The following is a 17,573-nucleotide window of genomic DNA, read 5'->3' as shown; positions in this document are numbered from 1 at the left end:
GAGCTTGCTCGCGAAAAACCTGAGAATACCGCGGGGCGCCAGGCACCCCGCGTTATCGTTGACGTTTTTCGCGAGCAAGCTCGCTCCTACATTATTGGTATGGGTGTCAGTGGGTGCTCAGGCCTGCCGCATTCATGAACATGCGCATCAGGCTGGCCACCACGAACAGGGCCAGCACGCTGCCGGTCCAGATCATCGCCAGCCACCCCAGACGCCGCCACAACGGCTGCTTCTCGGCCTGTTCAATCTCGTGCAACGAAGGTTTAGACATGTTTCAACCCTCCTAGTGATAGCCGTCTTCGTGGGTGACCTTGCCGCGGAACACGTAGTAGCTCCAGAAGGTGTAGCCCAGGATGAACGGGATGATGAACAGCGTGCCCACCAGCATGAAGCCCTGGCTTTGCGGCGGCGCGGCGGCATCCCAGATCGACACGGACGGCGGGATGATATTCGGCCACAGGCTGATCCCCAGGCCGCTGTAGCCGAGGAAAATCAGCACCAGCGTCAGCAAGAACGGCGTGTAGTGCGCGTTACGTGCCACGGCGCGGATCAAACCGTACATGGTGACCAGCACCAGGATCGGCACCGGCAGGAACCAGAACAGATTCGGCAGGGTAAACCAGCGCGAGGCGATTTCCGGGTGGGTCAGCGGCGTCCAGATGCTGACGATGCCGATCACCGCCAACACTACAAACGCCAAAGGCCGCGCCAGGTTGTGCATCTGCTCCTGCAACTTGCCTTCGGTCTTCATGATCAGCCAGGTGCAGCCGAGCAAGGCATACGCCACGATCAGCGCCACGCCGCAGAACATCGTGAACGGCGTGAGCCAGTCCAGTGAGCCGCCGGCGAACTGGCGGTCCACCACGGGGATGCCGTCGATAAAGGCACCCAGCGCCACGCCCTGGAAGAAGGTCGCCGCCAGCGAGCCGCCAATAAACGCCTTATCCCACAGGTGACGCTTGTGGTCCTTGGCCTTGAAGCGGAACTCAAAGGCCACGCCGCGGAAGATCAGCCCGATCAGCATCAGGATCAGCGGCAGGTACAGCGCCGACAACACCACCGAATAGGCCAGCGGGAACGCGCCGAACAACGCCGCGCCGCCAAGTACCAGCCAGGTTTCGTTGCCGTCCCATACGGGCGCCACGGTGTTCATCATCACGTCACGGTCGACTTTGCCCGGGATAAACGGGAAAAGAATGCCGATCCCCAGGTCGAAGCCGTCCATGACCACGTACATCATGATGCCGAAGATGATGATCACGGCCCAGATCAGCGGAAGATCAATACCCATCTCAATTCCCCTTGTGCTGGATGTGGTCGTGGTCGTTATCACTGCCATCGTCGGCAGCAGACAACGGACGCGCGGGGGTGCGTTTCTGGCCAGGGCCGCCGTGGGCTGGCTCAGTACTGTCGTGGGTTACAGGGCCTTTGCGCACTAGGCGCATCATGTAGCCCAGGCCCGCGCCGAACAGCGCGAAGTACACCACCACGAACAACACCAGGGTGATGGTCATCTGCGTCAGGCTATGCCCGGAGGAGGCATCCGCCGTGCGCATCAACCCGTAGACCACCCAGGGCTGACGACCGATTTCGGTGGTGAACCAACCGGCCAGAATCGCAATCAGGCCAGATGGGCCCATCCACAACGCCAGGTACAGGAACGGCTTGGACGTGTACATCTTGTCGCCCCGGCGCAGCCACAGGCTGAACAGACCGGTGAAGATCATCAGGAACCCCAGGCCGACCATGACCCGGAACGACCAGAACACAATGGTCGAGTTGGGGCGGTCTTCAGGCGGGAACTCCTTGAGCGCCGGCACCTGCTTGTCCAGGGAGTGAGTCAGGATCAGGCTGCCCAGGTACGGAATCTCGACGGCGTATTTGGTTTTCTCGGCTTTCATGTCCGGCCAGCCGAACAGGATCAACGGCGTGGGCTCGTTGCCGATATTTTCCCAGTGGCCTTCAATCGCCGCGATTTTGGCCGGCTGATGTTTGAGGGTATTAAGGCCATGGAAGTCGCCGATCACTGCCTGGATGGGCGCAACGATCAGCGCCATCCACATCGCCATCGAGAGCATTTTGCGGATCGCCGGGTTGTCCTTGCCGCGCAGCAGATGCCAGGCCGCCGACGAGCCGACGAAGAACGCCGTGGCAACAAAAGCAGCCGTGGCCATGTGCATCAGGCGATAGGGGAACGACGGGTTGAAGATCACCGCCAGCCAGTCGGTCGGGATCACGCGGCCATCGATGATTTCAAAGCCCTGGGGCGTCTGCATCCAGCTGTTGGAGGCAAGAATCCAGAACGTGGAGATCAACGTACCCACGGCCACCATCACCGTGGCGAAGAAGTGCAGCTTGCGCCCCACCTTGTTCCAGCCGAACAACATCACGCCCAGGAAACCGGCCTCTAGGAAGAAGGCCGTGAGCACTTCGTACGTCAGCAACGGCCCGGTGACAGAGCCGGCGAAGTCCGAGAACCGGCTCCAGTTGGTGCCGAACTGGTAGGCCATGACCAGGCCCGATACCACGCCCATGCCGAAGTTGACGGCAAAGATCTTCGACCAGAAATGGTAGAGGTCACGGTAGGTGTCGTTATGGGTCTTGAGCCACAAGCCCTCCAGCACCGCAAGGTAACTGGCCAGGCCGATGGTGATCGCCGGGAACAGGATGTGGAATGAGATGGTGAACGCGAATTGAATTCGGGCGAGATCTAGCGCCTCCAAACCGAACATAAGTCTTCCTCTGTCAGGTAATACCGGCTGCTGGCTGGGAGCCTGCACCCACTGCCCCCACGGATATGGAGTGTGGCGAATTTCAATTCGTTTCTTTTATTACCCATCGCGTGGGGAATCTGGCCTTGCGGCCGCCAGAACAATCCCGGGGCAGGTTTTGATCTGGATCAAGCATCGTTGAAAGAGTAGTCCCATTTTTGCTGTAGGACTGTGTGGTCTTTTGCCGCGTGACAGCTTGCCTCAGCTCAGTTCTTGCAACTATTTGTTACAGCTTGATGCTAATCTCGCCCTTCTCCCGCTGCCGACCTGATTGCCGATGCCCAGTGAACCTGCGTTGCTGTTACGTCACCACCGCCCTTTCATCGCGTTCTGGCTGGCGCGGATCTTTACCGCCAGCGGTTTCCAGATGCTCACCGTGGCGATCGGCTGGAACCTCTACCAACTGACCGGCAATGTGCTGGACCTGGGCCTGGTCGGCCTGGTGGAATTCATACCGCGCGTACTGTTCATGCTGCACACCGGGCACGTGGCGGATCGCTACGAACGCCGCCGGGTCGCAGCCATCTGCCAGACCTTACAAGCGCTGATTGCCTTGTCCCTGGCCATCGGTGGCCTGACCGGCAACGTGACCCGTGAGATGATCTTTATCCTCGCCTTCCTGCTGGGCGCCGCCCGTTCATTTGAAATGCCCACCACCCAGGCGCTGTTGCCGAGCATCGTGCCCAGCGCGCTGTTCCCCCGCGCCGTGGCCGCTTCGCAATCGGCCCAGCAACTGGCGACCATCGTCGCACCGGCCCTGGGCGGCCTGCTTTACGCGTTTGGCAGCGTGTGGGTGTACGGCCCCACCGTGGCGCTGTACCTGATCGCCTGCGTGCTGACCCTGAACCTGCCCGCACGCCAGACCCCGCTGAACAAAGCCAAGGCCACCATGGACTCGCTGCTGGCCGGCATTCGCTTTATCCGCAGCCGCCCGGACATTCTCGGCGCCATCTCCCTGGACCTGTTTGCCGTGCTGCTGGGCGGCGCCACCGCGCTGTTGCCGGTGTTCGCCAAGGACATCTTGCTGACCGGCGCCTGGGGCCTGGGCCTGCTGCGGTCGGCGCCGGCCGTGGGCGCGTTGCTGATGTCACTGTGGCTGGCGCGCTTTTCGGTCGACCGCCAGGTGGGCCGCGTGATGTTCACCGCCGTCGGCGTGTTTGGCGTAGCAACCATTGCCTTCGGCCTGTCGACCTCATTCTGGTTTTCCCTGGCGGTGCTGGTGGTACTGGGCGCGGCGGACATGATCAGCATGGTGATCCGTGCGTCGTTCGTGCAGTTGGAAACGCCGGATGAAATGCGCGGGCGGGTGAGTGCGGTCAATGGCCTGTTTATCGGCGCCTCGAATCAATTGGGCGAGTTCGAATCCGGGATAACCGCCCACTGGTTTGGCACCGTGCCTGCGGTGGTGATGGGCGGGGTTGGCACGCTGGTGGTGACTGGGGTGTGGATCAAGCTGTTCCCGACCCTGGCTAACCGGGATCGCATGCATGTGCCGGTGGAAGAAACCAAGTTATAGGCGTCACCGCCCGACCTGAGGTTGGAATACAGTCAATGTGGGAGCGGGCTTGCTCGCGAATGCAGTGTGTCATTCAGTACATCACTGACTGAACCACCGCATTCGCGAGCAAGCCCGCTCCCACATTTTAAAGCACCTTATCCAAGGTAATCGGAAACTCCCGCACCCGCTTGCCGGTGGCATGGTGAATCGCATTCGCCACCGCCGCCGCCACGCCGACAATACCGATCTCCCCTACGCCCTTGGAACCCAGCGCATTGACCACCTCGTCGTGTTCTTCGACAAACAGCACGTCAATCTCGCCGATATCGGCGTTAACCGGGATGTGGTATTCGGCCAGGCTGTGGTTCATGTAGCGCCCCAGTTCATGGTCCACCTGGGTCTCTTCATGCAGCGCCATACCAATGCCCCACACCACGCCGCCGAGGATCTGGCTGCGAGCCATCTTGGGGTTAACCACGCGCCCGGCGGCAATGGCGCTGACCACACGGCTGACCTTGATGGTGCCCAGGTCTTCGTCGACCCGCACTTCGACGAACACCGCCGAGTGAGTAGCGCTGGCATAACCCTCGCGCTTCTTGTCGGGCTGGCTGTCGACCTGTACCTCCAGGGCCTCTTCACCGCTGTCCTTGACCAATTGCGCCAACGACACGCTCACGTCACCGCTGTGTAGCTGGCCGTCTTCAAACCGAACCGAATCGGCCTCCTTGAATACCGGGTAAGTCTGCCGGGCGATCTCCAGCAACTTGGCATTCAGCGCTTCGCACGCTTGCTGCACGGCAGTGCCGACAGACGAGACGGTAAACGAGCCACCCTGCAACGGCGCAGTGGGCAACGACGAATCGCCCAGCACAAAGCGCACGTCGGCCATCGCCACGCCACTGGCCTGGGCGGCGATCTGGGTCATCACGGTATAGGTGCCGGTGCCAATGTCGGTGGTGGCGCTGCTGACGGTGAGCGTGCCCTCGGCATCGAGGCGCGCCTTGGCGCTGGCCTTCATCTGCATGGCTTCCCACACGCCGCCGGCCATGCCCCAGCCGATCAACTGGCGGCCGTCGCGCATGCTGCGCGGTTCCGGGTTGCGCTGGCTCCAGCCGAAGCGTTCGGCGCCTTCGCTGTAGCACTCGCGCAGGGCCTTGCTCGACCAGGGTTTGTCTTCGTTCTGGTTACGTTCGGCGTAGTTGATCAGGCGCAATTGCACCGGATCGATGGCCAGGGCGCAGGCCAGTTCGTCCATGGCACATTCTAGGCCGATCACACCCAGTGCCGCACCGGGGGCGCGCATGTCCAGTGGGGTAAACACGTCCAACGGCGCCAGCTTGTAGGTCAGTTGCACGTTGTCGCAGTGATAGAGCATGCCGCTCCACTCCACCACGTGCTCGCTGAAATCCTCGAAGCGCGACGTCTGGCCAATCGCGGTATGCCCCAGCGCCAGCAAGCGCCCATTGGCGGCGGCGCCCATCTGCAAACGCTGCAAGGTGCGCGGGCGATAGCCGAAGGTGAACATCTGCTGGCGCGTCAGGGTGACGCGCACCGAGCGCTTGAGCGCCATGGCCGCCATCACCGCGAGCGGCAATTGGTATTGCGGGCGCAGGCCCGAACCGAAGGCGCCACCGACGAAAGCGGCAAAGATGCGCACCTGGCTCTTATCCAAGCCGAAGACTTTTTGCACATAGGCCTGGCAGTTCTGCGGGCCTTGGGTCTTGTCGTGAATATGCAGGCTGCCGTCGGGCTGATACAGCACGGTGCTGGCGTGGGGCTCCATCGGATTGTGATGCTCGATGGGCGTGCTGTAGTGCAAGTCCAGACTGATTGCAGCACCGGCCCATTCAGCCTCGAAGTTGCCTCGCGGTTTGGGTGGGCTCTGGGGCGACGGGTGCGCCGCCGCTTGCTGGGTGAGCAGGTCGGTTTCGAAGGCTTCAGGCGCGTAGTCGATCAGCACCAGTGAGCCGGCATGCCGCGCCAGTTCAAGGTTATCGGCGATCACCAGGGCCAGGGGCTGGCCGCTGTAGAGCACGCGATCGTTATACAGCGGGCGAAAGGGCGAGCCATCGGCCGCATCGGCATCGGCGAACGCCTCGTCATAGCTGGCGATGTTCGGCCGGTTAAGGTGATGGATCACGTCCACCACACCCGGCAACGCCAACGCCTTGGACGCATCGATGCGCACCACCCGGCCTTTGGCGATCGAACTCGACACCACGCTGCCATGCAGCAGGCCGTTCTCGGGAAATTCACCGGCGTAGCGCGCTTGGCCGGTGACCTTGAGCAGACCGTCGACGCGGTCCAGGGGTTTGCCGATAGCGCTCATGGCTGTTCTCCTGCGACGGCGGCGTCGCTCAGGGCACGAATGATTGCTCGCCGGGCCAGCTTGACCTTGAAGCCATTGTGTTCCAAAGGTTCGGCGTCTTGCAGCAGGGCGTCGGCGGCGGCGCTGAAGGTTTCGCGGCTGACCGTGCGGCCGATCAGCAAGGCTTCCACTGCGCGGTCACGCCAGGGTTTATGCGCCACACCGCCCAAGGCCAGGCGGGCGTCGATGATTTCATCACCGTCCAGCTCCAAGGCGGCAGCCACCGACACCAAGGCGAAGGCATAGGAGGCACGGTCGCGGATCTTCAGGTAATGGCTGTGGCGGGCCAGGTGATCGGCGGGCAGTTCAATCGCGGTGATCAGCTCATCGTCGGCCAATTGGTTGTCGCGTTGCGGCGCATCGCCTGGCAAGCGGTGGAAGTCGGCGAACTCGATCACCCGGGGGCCGCCACGGCCTTCTACATGCACCTGCGCCTGGAGTGCCGCCAGGGCCACGCACATGTCCGAAGGATGGGTGGCCACGCACTGTTCACTGGCGCCGAGGATCGCATGGATACGGTTCAAACCGTTGCGCGCCGGGCAGCCGCTGCCGGGCTGGCGTTTGTTGCACGGCACCGCGGCGTCGTAGAAGTAATAGCAACGGGTGCGCTGCAACAGGTTGCCGCCGGTACTGGCCATGTTGCGTAACTGCGGCGATGCCCCGGCGAGGATGGCCTGGGACAGCAACGGATAACGCTGCTCGATCAACGGGTGCCAGGCTAGGTCGGCGTTGCTTACCAGCGCACCGATACGCAAGCCACCTTCGGCAGTTTCTTGAATGTCATGCAGCGGCAAGCCGGTGATGTCGATCAGGTGCTCTGGATGGCTGATGTTTTCTTTCATCAGGTCCAGCAGGTTGGTGCCACCGGCGATAAAGCGCGAGGCGGCGCTGCTCATCTGCACGGCCTGCTGCACCTCGGTCGGCCTGCTGTAGTGGAAGGGGTTCATGACTCACCTCCCTGGCGGCGGCATGCCGGCAGCGCGTCTTCGATGGCATCGCGGATGTTGTTATAGGCGCCGCAGCGGCACAGGTTGCCGCTCATCAATTCCTGGATCTGCGCACGGTCGTGGGCGCGGCCTTCATTGGCCAGGCCCACGGCGGAACAAATCTGGCCGGGGGTGCAATAGCCGCACTGGAACGCGTCGTGCTGGATAAAGGCCTGTTGCATGGGGTGCAGTTGTTCGCCGTCGGCCAGGCCTTCGATGGTGGTCAATTCGGCGCCGTCGCACATCACCGCCAGGGTCAGGCAGGCATTCACGCGCTTGCCGTCACGCAACACGGTGCAGGCGCCGCACTGGCCGTGGTCGCAGCCTTTTTTGCTGCCCACCAGGTCCAACTGCTCACGCAGCAAGTCCAGCAAGGTGGTCCAGGGCAACACGTTCAGTTGGCGAGCCTGGCCGTTGAGTGTCAGGCGTATCGGGTGGGCGACGAACGGCTGGGCCGCCGCGCCATTGGGGGTCGCGCTCATAAACACCTCACGGGTTGGTGTACGTCCGCGGCGTTCAGGAAAATCGCCGTCTCAGGGGTACGACTTCCGGGTGTTTTGAGCGTTCAAGATGATTGATCAGCGGATATTGAGCTGGGCTTTCAGGGTGTTTTTCGGTGGGTTGATCGAGGTATTGGTGAATTCGAACCAGCCCTGGGCCTGGACGTTCAGGTCGAACACATAGATGTAGCCCATCAAGGTGCCCACGCCGTTGCACGCCTCACTGATGTTGCCGACCTGGCAGACCGCCGTGCGCTGGCCGTTGAGTACCGCGCCATTGAATTGACCGACGGGATTGTTGCCCAAGCCGACCTCCATCACTGAAACCTTGGTGGGCCCGCGGTGCTCGCACATCTGGGTGGTGTTGACCCGCTCCGGGATCGCTTCGCTGCACTTGGCCGATTCCACCTTGAACACCCGCACCTCGCTCAAGGCCGGTGCAGTCGCGCCCCACGCCGGTGCCGCACCCAGCCACAGGCCGATACTGGCGATCAGAGCTAGACTCCACGGGTTGGCTTTTTTCATGCTGTCGATGACCGGCTGTTGAACGTCGGCGCAGTATGCCTCAAGCCCATGCGCCACACAGCCTCGGCTGCTGGTATGATGCGCCGCTTTTTCCGATCCTCTCTGAATCCACAAGCGCTTGGCGCAGTTTGTGCTTTGACTTAGAGGTCAACAAATCACGACGCACACTAGCGTCACAGGGAGCCGGCATGCTGGAAAAGCTGTTTCAACTCAAAGCCCACAACACCAATGTGCGCACCGAGATTCTCGCGGGGATCACCACCTTCCTGGCCATGGCCTACATCCTGTTCGTAAACCCGAGCATCCTCGGCGAGACCGGCATGGACAAGGGCGCGGTGTTTGTCGCCACCTGCCTGGCGGCGGCCATTGGTTCGACCGTGATGGGCCTGATCGCCAACTACCCGATTGCCCTGGCACCGGGCATGGGCCTCAACGCGTTCTTCACCTACACCGTGGTCTTGCACATGGGCCACACCTGGCAGGTGGCGCTGGGCGCGGTATTCATTTCGGCGGTGTTGTTCTTCCTGCTGTCGATCTTCCGCATTCGTGAGTGGATCATCAACGCCATCCCCCTGCCCCTGCGCTCGGCGATTGCCGCCGGCATCGGCCTGTTCCTGGCGCTGATCGCCCTGCATAACGCCGGTATCGTGGTGAGCAACCCGGCCACCATGGTGGGCCTGGGCGACCTGAAACAACCGGCGCCGATCCTGGCCACCCTGGGTTTCGTGCTGATCGTCGCGCTGGAAGCCCTGGCCGTACGCGGCGCGGTGCTGATCGGCATCCTGGCGGTGACCGTCGCCTCCATCGTCCTGGGCTTCACGCCGTTCATCGGCGTGACTTCGGTACCGCCGTCTCTGGCCCCGACCTTCCTGCAGCTGGACATCAAGGGCGCGCTGGACATCGGCCTGGTCAGCGTGATCTTCGCCTTCCTGTTCGTTGACCTGTTCGACAACTCCGGCACCCTGATCGGCGTCGCCAAGCGCGCCGGCCTGATGGGCAAGGACGGCCATATGCCGAAAATGGGCCGTGCGCTGATTGCCGACAGTACCGCTGCCATGGCCGGTTCCCTGCTGGGTACCTCGACCACCACCAGCTACATCGAATCGGCCGCAGGCGTGAGCGCCGGTGGCCGCACCGGCTTGACCGCCGTCGTGGTCGCGATCCTGTTTTTGCTGGCGTTGTTCTTCTCGCCACTGGCCGCCAGCGTGCCGGCCTATGCCACCGCGCCAGCCTTGCTGTTTGTGGCGGTGCTGATGAGCCAAGGCCTGGCCGAAATCGACTGGGACGACATTACGGTGGCAGCGCCGGTGGTGATCACCGCCCTGGCGATGCCCTTCACTTACTCCATCGCCAACGGCATCGCCTTCGGTTTCATCGCCTGGACCGCCATCAAGCTGCTTTCGGGCCGCTACCGTGAGCTGAACCCGGCACTGGTGATCCTGTCGATCCTGTTTGTGATCAAGCTGGGCTGGTTCAACGCATGACTTTTGACGCCGCAAGCTACACCGCTCAACTGCAAGACAAGGTCACGCGCTTGCGTGACCTGCTGGCACCGTTCGACGCGCCCGAGCCGCAGGTCTTCGACTCGCCGCTGCAGCACTTTCGCCTGCGTGCGGAGTTCCGCCTGTGGCGCGAAGGCGGCGAGCGCCACTACGCGATGTTCTCCCAGGAGGACAAGCGCACGCCGATCCTCATCGAAGAATTCCCCATCGCCAGCCAGCGCATCAACCAGTTGATGCCGCAACTCAAGGCCGCCTGGCAAGCCAGCGCTGCCCTGAGCCACAAGCTGTTCCAGGTGGAGTTCCTCACCACCCTGGCCGGCGACGCGATGATCACCCTGTGTTATCACCGCCCGCTGGATGAGCATTGGCACACCGCCGCGAACAAATTGGCCGCTGAGCTGAATGTAAGCATCATCGGTCGCTCCAAGGGCAAGCGCGATGTGATCGGCCATGACTATGTGGTGGAAAAACTCGACGTCGGTGGCCGCACCTTCAGCTACCGCCAACCCGAAGGCGCGTTCACCCAGCCCAACGGCACGGTGAACCAGAAGATGCTCAACTGGGCCTATGAAGCCCTGGGCGACCGCCCGGACGATTTGCTGGAGCTGTATTGCGGCAACGGCAACTTCACCTTGCCGCTGGCGACCCGCGTGCGCAAGGTGCTGGCCACCGAGATCAGCAAGACCTCGGTGAATGCGGCCCTGAGCAACCTGGATGAGAATGGCGTGGATAACGTCACCCTGGTGCGCCTCTCCGCCGAAGAACTCACCCAAGCCCTGAATGAAGTGCGCCCGTTCCGCCGCCTGCACGGCATCGACCTGAAAAGCTACGAGTTCGGTAGCGTCTTCGTCGACCCGCCCCGCGCTGGCATGGACCCGGACACCTGCGAGCTGACCCGGCGCTTCGACAATATCCTGTACATCTCCTGCAACCCGGAGACGCTGGCGGCGAACATCGCGCAACTGCACGACACGCATCGGATCACCCAATGTGCAATGTTTGACCAGTTCCCGTGGACGCACCATATGGAATCGGGTGTGTTGCTGACCCGCCGATAACCTGCGGGGTAGGCACGAGCTTGCTCGCGAAAAACGTCAACGATAACGCGTGCTTCCTGTAGGAACGCGGTGCCTGTGGGGTTTTCGCGAGCAAGCTCGCTCCTACAGTTTATTCAAGTGTCTGTGGTCTCTGGGGGCTGCGGGACTTCCTTGCGTGGCCGCCCACCCTTCTTGCCATTGGCGCGAGCCGCTGCGGTTTTAGCCGCGCTGCTTTTGCGGCCATTGCGCGATGCCACCAGGCTGGTTGCCAGGTCCATCAGCGGCTGGCTTGTAGCGATCAGGCCTGTGATCGAAACATCCAGGTCCTGAGCCTCACAGCTAATCGCCTTGCCACCGAACGTCACTTCCAACTGCTGGAAATCCTTCGCTGAAAACCCTTCGAACTCCGGTAGGCCAGCCACCGGCAACACGACGCGGCTGCCATCGCTGAAGCCAATGGAGAGGCAGTCGTTTTCATAACGTACGTTGCTGGCGTTGGCGTACAGGCGTTTCAACTTGCGCCCACGGGCGATTGCCTTGTCAACGTCGGCTTCAGTGAGAGGTACATAAGGTGTGACTTTGGCTTTTATGATTTTCATAAATTAATCCCCACGCAATCTGGCGCTCTTACCAGATTCAAAATTGTCCGTTGCGCTACGACGTCGTGCCTGGCGCTCGCGATGACGTAGGCACCTTGTCGAATGACCAACCCCGGACCAACTCGCCAGCATCCCAATTCCAGGAATGATTCTCCAGGCAAACCGTCTGCAGTTTTTCCCACCAGATCCTGCGTGCCCGCGCCAAGTCGTGCCGCTGCATGATCGCCCCGCGTATCTCTTTCAGAAGTGCTATGGGTGGCCGCCTCCGTTCAGGCTCTACGTCCCACAACTCAACTTCCCCATCCAGGAAACTGAAACGAAACCGCGCATCCCATCCCTTGCCCCTGACATGCACATGGGGCGGGCAATGCTCATCCCTGATAAACACCGAAATGACATAGCCTTTGTAAGCACCTACTCTCATCGTAACCCATCCGTTAGGTTATTTTCCGCCAGGTAACAATTTCCCTCTGCCACCCGACAACCGGCTCCTATTCCCGAAGCTGTTTCACAGATTAGTCACCATAAAAAACCCGGCGAATGCTGGGTTGTAACCACTCATGCCGAGGGTTGGAAATACCCGGCCAACGCCCGCAAGTCCTGCTCGCTCAGCAACCCCGCGTAATACTTCAACTGAATGCGCGCCAGCAGGTACGCATGGCGCGCATTGGCCAGGTCGCGGCGGGCGGTGAACAGTTGCTGCTCGGCGTCGAGCACGTCGAGGTTGACCCGCTCGCCGCCACTGACGCTTTTCTTCGTGGCGCTCACCAGCGCCGTGGCGGAACTCACTGCCATTTCATAGGCGCGCACCTTGGCCGCGCCGCTGGTGTTGAGGTTGAATTGCTTGCGCAACTCCACCAAGGTCGCAGCGGTTTGCGCGTCCAGCTCGTATTGGGCCTGAGACAGTTGGTTAGCCGCCTGACGGGTGGAGGCCGAGACCGAGCCACCGGCAAACAGCGGCAGGCTGACCTGGATGCCGACGCTGTTGGTGTCGTACTTCTGGTTGTAGCTGCTTTCTGAATCGGAACTGGTTTTGCGACTGGTCGCGTACAGACTGACCTTGGGCAGGTGCCCGGCGCGCTTGCGCTCCACCTCATACGAGGCCACGTCAAGCGCGTGGTGCTGGGACTTGAGTTCGGGGTTATTGGCCATGGCCAGTTCACGCCAGGTTTCAAAACGATGGGGCTCAAGCGGCGCGATCTCGAATTGACGCGCCAGGGGCGCCAGCTCTTCGATGTGCAGCGGCTGGCCGACAATGGCTTCCAGCTCACGCAAGGCACTGTCCTGGGCATCCATGGCTTCGATTTCTTCGGCCTGGGCCAGGCTCAGGCGCGCCTGGGTTTCGAGCACATCGGTCCGCGTGCCCTCACCGCCTTTGAGCAGGCGATCATTGAGTTGCAGGCGCTCGGCAAACGCACGTTTCTGGGCACGGCTCAACGCGATGCGCTCTTGTGCCAGCAATGCCTGGCTGTAGGCGCTCAGCACCCGCACGGCCAGTTCCTGGCTCTTGCCGCGAAAGCGCTCGTCGGCCATCAACGCCTGGGCGGTGCCTTGGCGAAAACGCGCATAGGCTTCGTAATCAAGCAACGGTTGCTGCAAGGTCAGGGCCGAGGCGTAGCTGCGGTAATTGCGGTCGCTGCTGACATTTCCGATTGCCGTGCTCTGGGTCACTTCAGACTCATTGCGCGAATTGTTGTAGCTCCATGACAGGTTAGGCAGCAATGCGGCCCGACCGATCACGCGGTTTTCTTCACCGGCCTCGCGCTCCTGAATCGCCGCCTGAAAGGTCGGGTCGTTGCGCAGCGCCAAATCATAAACGTCCAACAAACCCAGGGCATACGCCGTCGGTGTGCAGCTTAAACAGAGGGTGAACAACAACGCCTTCATTCTTCCACCAGGGCCATATGGGTGCGGTCCAGCAAAGGTTTGAACAGGTAGTTGAGCATCGAGCGCTCGCCGGTCTTGACGAAGGTTTCCACCGGCATCCCCGGGCGGATCTGCACGCCGTCCAGTTGTTGCATACCCGCCGCGCTGACCTGGGCCCGCAGCGTGTAATACGGCTCATCGGTGCGCTCATCGACCTGGCGGTCGGCCGAGACCAAGGTGACTTCGCCCGCCACCCGTGGCGTGGTGGACTGGTTGAACGCCGAGAACATCAATTCAACCGGCAAGCCTGGGTGCACCTTGTCGATCATCTGCACCGGCACCCGTGCTTCCACCAGCAGTGGCTCGCCTTCGGGCACGATGTCCATCAGCGTCTGGCCGGGCTGGATCACCCCGCCTTCGGTGTACACCTGCAACCCCACCACCACGCCAGACGCCGGTGCGCGGACCAGGCTGTTGGCCAGTTCGAATTCGGCAGAGGCCAGGCGATTGCGCAAGTCGTCGCTGCGGGTGCGGGTCTCGGCCAACTGGCTGCGCAGGTCTTTCTGAAAGTCCTCGCCGAGCTGGCGGATGCGCAGGCGCAGTTCCAGTACCTGGCGCTGCAACTGGCCGATACGGCCAAAATCCTCAGCGATGGCACCGTCGATTTGCGCGTACAGCCGCTCGCTGTCGAGCAGGCGATTGCGCGGGATATAACCCTCACGCGCCAACTCGCGCAGCCCCTGAAGCTGCTCATTCAACGCCGCGCGCTGCAAAACCTTGCTTGCCTGGGAGGCCCGCGTGCCGCGCAACTGCGCTTCAAAGCCAGCGATAGTTTCACGCAGGCCCGCCTGTTCGGTAGCCAGTGCCTGGGCACGGCTGTTGAATAGCTGGCGTTGCAGGCTCAGGGTGTTCGCGGCGTCGGGATCGGCCAGCAGCTCGGGGCTGAACACAATGGTCTGCAAGCCTTCACTCTCGGCACTCAAGCGCGCTTCGCTGGCCAACGACGCCAGGTATTGGCTGCGCAATGACTGCATCTGCCCGCGCAACGGGGTTTGCTTCAACCGCAACAACACCTGGCCCGCGCTGACCCGGTCACCGTCACGCACCTGGATACGCTCGACGATCCCGCCCGATGGGTGCTGCACCGTCTTGCGATGCCCCGACACCATGACCTTGCCCGGCACCGCCACGCCCTTGTCCAACGGCGCCAGCGCCGCCCAGCCGAGGAACCCGGCAAAGCCGCCGAGCACCAGCCACCAACCCAGGCGTGAGTATTTTTTGTCATCCAGCGCCAGCACGTTAGACGGGTCACTGAGCAAAATGGGCTTGCTCTGGCTCATGCGGGTTTTCCTGCACCGAGGCGGTAGCTCATGCTCATGGTCGAGACCGGTTTGTTTGCCGCAGTTTTTTGCCGCGCCTCCAGCACTCGCGCCGTGGGGCCGAACGCTTGCATCTGGCCGTCCTTGAGGATCAGCAACTGGTCGGTGAGGCTCAGCACGTTGGGTTTGTGGGTAATCAGGATCAAGGTGCGGCGCTGCTGCTTGAGCTGGGTGATGGCCTGCAGCAACGCCTGTTCGCCCACTTCGTCGAGGTTGGCGTTCGGCTCGTCCAGCACGATCAGTGCCGGTAACCCATACAGCGCACGCGCCAAGGCCACCCGCTGCTTTTGCCCGCCGGACAAGCCCGCGCCGCCCTCCCCCAGTTGCGTGTCGTAGCCCTGGGGCAGTTGCAGAATCAATTCATGCACGCCGGCCATTTGCGCGGCCGCGAGGACGGTGTCGGCCTCCACCGCTTCAAAACGCGCGATGTTCTGGGCGATGCTGCCGGCGAATAATTGGATGTCCTGGGGCAGGTAACCGATATGCGGGCCGAGTTGTTGCTTGTCCCACAGGGCCAGGTCGGCGCCATCAAGGCGCACCTTGCCGGCCAAGGGTGCCCAGGCCCCCACCAGCACCCGCGCCAGGGTGGACTTGCCGCACCCCGATGGGCCGATAACACCGAGTACATCCCCCGCCGGCAGGCTGAAACCCAGGTTTGCCAACGCCGGACGTCGGCTGCCGGGCGCGCAGGCGCTGATCTGCTCCACGCTCACCTGGCCCTTGGGCACGGGCAGGCTCATGCGCACCGGCCGCGCCGGGTTGTCCTGCAGCATCAACGACAAGCGCTCATAGGCCAGGCGCGCCGAACCCCATTGTTTCCACACGCCGATTAACTGGTCGATGGGGCTGAGCACACGTCCCATCAGGATCGAGCCGGCAATCATCATCCCCGGCGTTATGTCGCCGTTGACCGCCAACCAGGCGCCCAGGCCCAGCACGAGCGATTGCAGGGCCAGGCGTACGCCCTTGGACCAGGCCGTGACCACCGCAGTCTTTTCACTGGCCAGGTTCTGCTGCACCAGAAACGCCTGATGCTGGCTGAACCAACGCCCGCGCAAGGTGGCGAGCATGCCCATGGCTTCAATGGTGTCGGCGTTGCGCAGGTTGGCCGTGGCCTGCTGGCTGGCGCTGATCGACAGTTGGCTGGCCAGGGCCATCGGTGCCTGGCTGACATAATGATTAGCCCAGGCCAATGCGATCAGAAGCAACGCCCCACCCAATGCCAGCAGGCCCAGCCAGGGGTGGAACAGGAAGATCACCAGCAGGTACACCGGAAACCACGGCGCATCGAAAAAGGCGAACAACGCCTGGCCGGTGGCGAACTGGCGCAAGGTGGTCAGGTCGTGCAGGGCCTGGCCCGCCGCTTGGGTGCCACCCTTGAGTTGGGCTTCATAGGCGGCGTCGAATACACGCTGGTTCAAGCGCATGTCCATCTGCGTACCGAGGCGAATCACCACCTGGCTGCGCACCCACTCCAGCGCGCCCATCAAGCCGAAGAGGCCGAGGATCATCAGCGTCAGCATCAGCAGGGTCATCTGGTTGCCCGAGGCCAATACGCGGTCGTACACCTGCAACATATACAGCGCCGGGGCCAGCATCAGCAGGTTGATCACCGCCGAGAACAGGCCAATGTTGAAGAAGGCGCTTTTATAGGCGGTGAGTGCAGCCAGCATCTCATTCGCGCGCTTGGCACCGGGCCGAGTCATGAAGGGCATCCCATTGAAGAGTCAAGCAAGGGCCCGCCCGGTGCGTTGACAGCACCTGTGGCGCGCCCACAGAATTTGCAGCCGCCGCCGCCCTGGCCTGCAAGCACTCGGGCGGCGACGGTGTTCGAGCAAAGCCGATGAAAGAGCGATCTTTCATCGGCTTTTTTGCATCAGGCGGCCAGGGCGAAGTCGTGCGGCGCGTCCTGAATACCCACCAGGCCCACATCGGCAGCCGCAAATGCAGCCGGCTCCTGATGGGCCACACCGGCAGCGGCCAGTTGATCGAAGGTGGAGTTGACCGACAGGCTTGGGTCGATGCCCTTGAGCAGGGTGTCGATGGCCGAGGCCAGCGCCGAACTGTCGCCACTCATCAGGCCGTACACGATTTTGTGCACCTGGCCATCGCGGCCTTCGGATTGCAGGCTCGACAGGCCCAGGTTGGTGAAGCTGACTTCCTGGTTGGCGATGGTGTAGCCACCGCTGCTCGCGCCGCCGGCGAGGGTATCGCCCAGGGTCAGGCCGTCGAGCGAACCCCACAGCGTGTGGGTCGGCGGATTGAACAGGGTGTAATGCAGGCTGCCTTCAGCCACCACCGCCGCATCGCTGATGCTGCTTGTCACGCCATATTGGGTGCCATCGAACGGCCCCGGGTTGAAACCACCGGTGTTCACACCCTCTTTTACCGAACCTTCACGGTGGTTGAGATCACCAAAGTAAGCCGACCAGTCGTTCAGGTATTGGGCGACGGTGCTGGCGGCGTAGGTCGTGCTGTATGAAATAGAAATGCTCATGCAAAACTCCAAGTCATTGGGTGGTCACTCCCCAGCAAGCCGGTG

15 protein-coding genes and 1 pseudogene are annotated in these 17,573 nt (G+C 62.2%); 3 read left to right on the top strand and 13 right to left on the bottom strand.

All coding sequences use genetic code 11. From position 1 onward, the window contains the following. Positions 1 to 106: 106 nt before the first annotated feature. The 3 genes from TX24_RS31165 to TX24_RS21565 are packed head-to-tail and all read right to left on the bottom strand — an operon-like array spanning position 107 to position 2,732. Positions 107 to 271, bottom strand: a complete 165-nt coding sequence (locus TX24_RS31165; RefSeq protein ID WP_003194328.1) for a DUF2474 domain-containing protein — start codon at positions 269 to 271, stop codon at positions 107 to 109. A 12-nt stretch (positions 272 to 283) separates the two neighbouring features. Then, the gene (gene cydB / locus TX24_RS21570) at positions 284 to 1,291 is read right to left on the bottom strand and encodes a cytochrome d ubiquinol oxidase subunit II (protein WP_014720024.1); all 1,008 of its coding nucleotides are present in this window, start codon (positions 1,289 to 1,291) and stop codon (positions 284 to 286) included. Between the two features lies 1 nt (position 1,292). Next, positions 1,293 to 2,732 carry a cytochrome ubiquinol oxidase subunit I gene (locus TX24_RS21565; protein WP_044268827.1) on the bottom strand — a complete coding sequence of 480 codons (1,440 nt, stop codon included), beginning with the start codon at positions 2,730 to 2,732 and terminating at the stop codon, positions 1,293 to 1,295. Positions 2,733 to 3,048: 316 nt separating this feature from the next. Between TX24_RS21565 and TX24_RS21560 the strand changes: the two genes are divergently transcribed. Continuing rightward, positions 3,049 to 4,287, top strand: a complete 1,239-nt coding sequence (locus TX24_RS21560; RefSeq protein ID WP_057711055.1) for an MFS transporter — start codon at positions 3,049 to 3,051, stop codon at positions 4,285 to 4,287. Between the two features lie 127 nt (positions 4,288 to 4,414). Here the strand turns inward: TX24_RS21560 and TX24_RS21555 are convergent, their stop codons facing one another. The 4 genes from TX24_RS21555 to TX24_RS21540 form a co-directional block, all read right to left on the bottom strand. Next, on the bottom strand, positions 4,415 to 6,598 hold the full coding sequence (locus TX24_RS21555) for a xanthine dehydrogenase family protein molybdopterin-binding subunit (protein WP_057711054.1): 2,184 nt from the start codon (positions 6,596 to 6,598) through the stop codon (positions 4,415 to 4,417). Further along, a complete protein-coding gene (locus tag TX24_RS21550) occupies positions 6,595 to 7,584 on the bottom strand; it encodes an FAD binding domain-containing protein (RefSeq protein WP_057711053.1) in 990 nt (329 codons plus the stop codon). The genes TX24_RS21555 and TX24_RS21550 overlap by 4 nt, the downstream gene beginning before the upstream one ends. Further along, positions 7,581 to 8,105 (bottom strand): (2Fe-2S)-binding protein, encoded by a 525-nt coding sequence (locus TX24_RS21545; protein WP_057711052.1) that lies wholly within the window; start codon positions 8,103 to 8,105, stop codon positions 7,581 to 7,583. The genes TX24_RS21550 and TX24_RS21545 overlap by 4 nt, the downstream gene beginning before the upstream one ends. Positions 8,106 to 8,201: 96 nt before the next feature. Then, a complete protein-coding gene (locus TX24_RS21540; protein WP_047712254.1) occupies positions 8,202 to 8,648 on the bottom strand; it encodes a DUF4879 domain-containing protein in 447 nt (148 codons plus the stop codon). Between the two features lie 188 nt (positions 8,649 to 8,836). On the opposite strand from TX24_RS21540, the gene TX24_RS21535 reads away from it, so the two are divergent. After that, positions 8,837 to 10,132, top strand: coding sequence for an NCS2 family permease (locus TX24_RS21535; RefSeq protein ID WP_044268839.1), 1,296 nt, complete (start codon positions 8,837 to 8,839; stop codon positions 10,130 to 10,132). After that, complete coding sequence (gene trmA, locus TX24_RS21530) at positions 10,129 to 11,208, top strand: tRNA (uridine(54)-C5)-methyltransferase TrmA (RefSeq protein WP_044268842.1); 1,080 nt, start codon at positions 10,129 to 10,131, stop codon at positions 11,206 to 11,208. Before TX24_RS21535 ends, trmA begins: the two co-directional genes overlap by 4 nt. 113 nt (positions 11,209 to 11,321) lie before the next feature. Here trmA and TX24_RS21525 read toward each other — a convergent pair whose 3' ends face one another. From TX24_RS21525 to TX24_RS21500, 6 genes and pseudogenes are all read right to left on the bottom strand, one after another. Continuing rightward, positions 11,322 to 11,786, bottom strand: a complete 465-nt coding sequence (locus TX24_RS21525; protein WP_047711837.1) for a DUF2442 domain-containing protein — start codon at positions 11,784 to 11,786, stop codon at positions 11,322 to 11,324. Then, positions 11,783 to 12,210, bottom strand: a pseudogene (locus tag TX24_RS21520) (DUF4160 domain-containing protein). Before TX24_RS21520 ends, TX24_RS21525 begins: the two are co-directional and overlap by 4 nt. Before the next feature lie 134 nt (positions 12,211 to 12,344). Next, on the bottom strand, positions 12,345 to 13,673 hold the full coding sequence (locus TX24_RS21515) for a TolC family outer membrane protein (protein WP_044268851.1): 1,329 nt from the start codon (positions 13,671 to 13,673) through the stop codon (positions 12,345 to 12,347). After that, positions 13,670 to 14,992: an HlyD family type I secretion periplasmic adaptor subunit gene (locus tag TX24_RS21510; RefSeq protein WP_044268854.1), complete on the bottom strand. Its 1,323-nt coding sequence runs from the start codon at positions 14,990 to 14,992 to the stop codon at positions 13,670 to 13,672. Before TX24_RS21510 ends, TX24_RS21515 begins: the two co-directional genes overlap by 4 nt. Continuing rightward, the gene (locus TX24_RS21505; protein ID WP_057711136.1) at positions 14,989 to 16,737 is read right to left on the bottom strand and encodes a type I secretion system permease/ATPase; all 1,749 of its coding nucleotides are present in this window, start codon (positions 16,735 to 16,737) and stop codon (positions 14,989 to 14,991) included. The genes TX24_RS21510 and TX24_RS21505 overlap by 4 nt, the downstream gene beginning before the upstream one ends. 170 nt (positions 16,738 to 16,907) lie before the next feature. Next, positions 16,908 to 17,528 (bottom strand): heme acquisition protein HasA, encoded by a 621-nt coding sequence (locus tag TX24_RS21500; protein WP_057711051.1) that lies wholly within the window; start codon positions 17,526 to 17,528, stop codon positions 16,908 to 16,910. Positions 17,529 to 17,573: the final 45 nt, after the last annotated feature.

This window comes from Pseudomonas lactis, assembly GCF_001439845.1.
Lineage (GTDB): Bacteria > Pseudomonadota > Gammaproteobacteria > Pseudomonadales > Pseudomonadaceae > Aquipseudomonas > Aquipseudomonas lactis.
This window is presented reverse-complemented; position numbering and strand designations above follow the sequence as displayed.

Bases quoted from the DNA above. Each gene is read 5' to 3' on its own strand.
- trmA (WP_044268842.1), top strand. From the start codon at position 10,129: ATGACTTTTGACGCCGCAAGCTACACCGCTCAACTGCAAGACAAGGTC.
- TX24_RS21565 (WP_044268827.1), bottom strand. From the start codon at position 2,732: ATGTTCGGTTTGGAGGCGCTAGATCTCGCCCGAATTCAATTCGCGTTC.
- TX24_RS21500 (WP_057711051.1), bottom strand. From the start codon at position 17,528: ATGAGCATTTCTATTTCATACAGCACGACCTACGCCGCCAGCACCGTC.
- TX24_RS21560 (WP_057711055.1), top strand. From the start codon at position 3,049: ATGCCCAGTGAACCTGCGTTGCTGTTACGTCACCACCGCCCTTTCATC.
- TX24_RS21510 (WP_044268854.1), bottom strand. From the start codon at position 14,992: ATGAGCCAGAGCAAGCCCATTTTGCTCAGTGACCCGTCTAACGTGCTG.
- TX24_RS21550 (WP_057711053.1), bottom strand. From the start codon at position 7,584: ATGAACCCCTTCCACTACAGCAGGCCGACCGAGGTGCAGCAGGCCGTG.
- TX24_RS21555 (WP_057711054.1), bottom strand. From the start codon at position 6,598: ATGAGCGCTATCGGCAAACCCCTGGACCGCGTCGACGGTCTGCTCAAG.
- TX24_RS21535 (WP_044268839.1), top strand. From the start codon at position 8,837: ATGCTGGAAAAGCTGTTTCAACTCAAAGCCCACAACACCAATGTGCGC.
- TX24_RS21505 (WP_057711136.1), bottom strand. From the start codon at position 16,737: ATGACTCGGCCCGGTGCCAAGCGCGCGAATGAGATGCTGGCTGCACTC.
- TX24_RS21540 (WP_047712254.1), bottom strand. From the start codon at position 8,648: ATGAAAAAAGCCAACCCGTGGAGTCTAGCTCTGATCGCCAGTATCGGC.
- TX24_RS21515 (WP_044268851.1), bottom strand. From the start codon at position 13,673: ATGAAGGCGTTGTTGTTCACCCTCTGTTTAAGCTGCACACCGACGGCG.
- cydB (WP_014720024.1), bottom strand. From the start codon at position 1,291: ATGGGTATTGATCTTCCGCTGATCTGGGCCGTGATCATCATCTTCGGC.
- TX24_RS31165 (WP_003194328.1), bottom strand. From the start codon at position 271: ATGTCTAAACCTTCGTTGCACGAGATTGAACAGGCCGAGAAGCAGCCG.
- TX24_RS21525 (WP_047711837.1), bottom strand. From the start codon at position 11,786: ATGAAAATCATAAAAGCCAAAGTCACACCTTATGTACCTCTCACTGAA.
- TX24_RS21545 (WP_057711052.1), bottom strand. From the start codon at position 8,105: ATGAGCGCGACCCCCAATGGCGCGGCGGCCCAGCCGTTCGTCGCCCAC.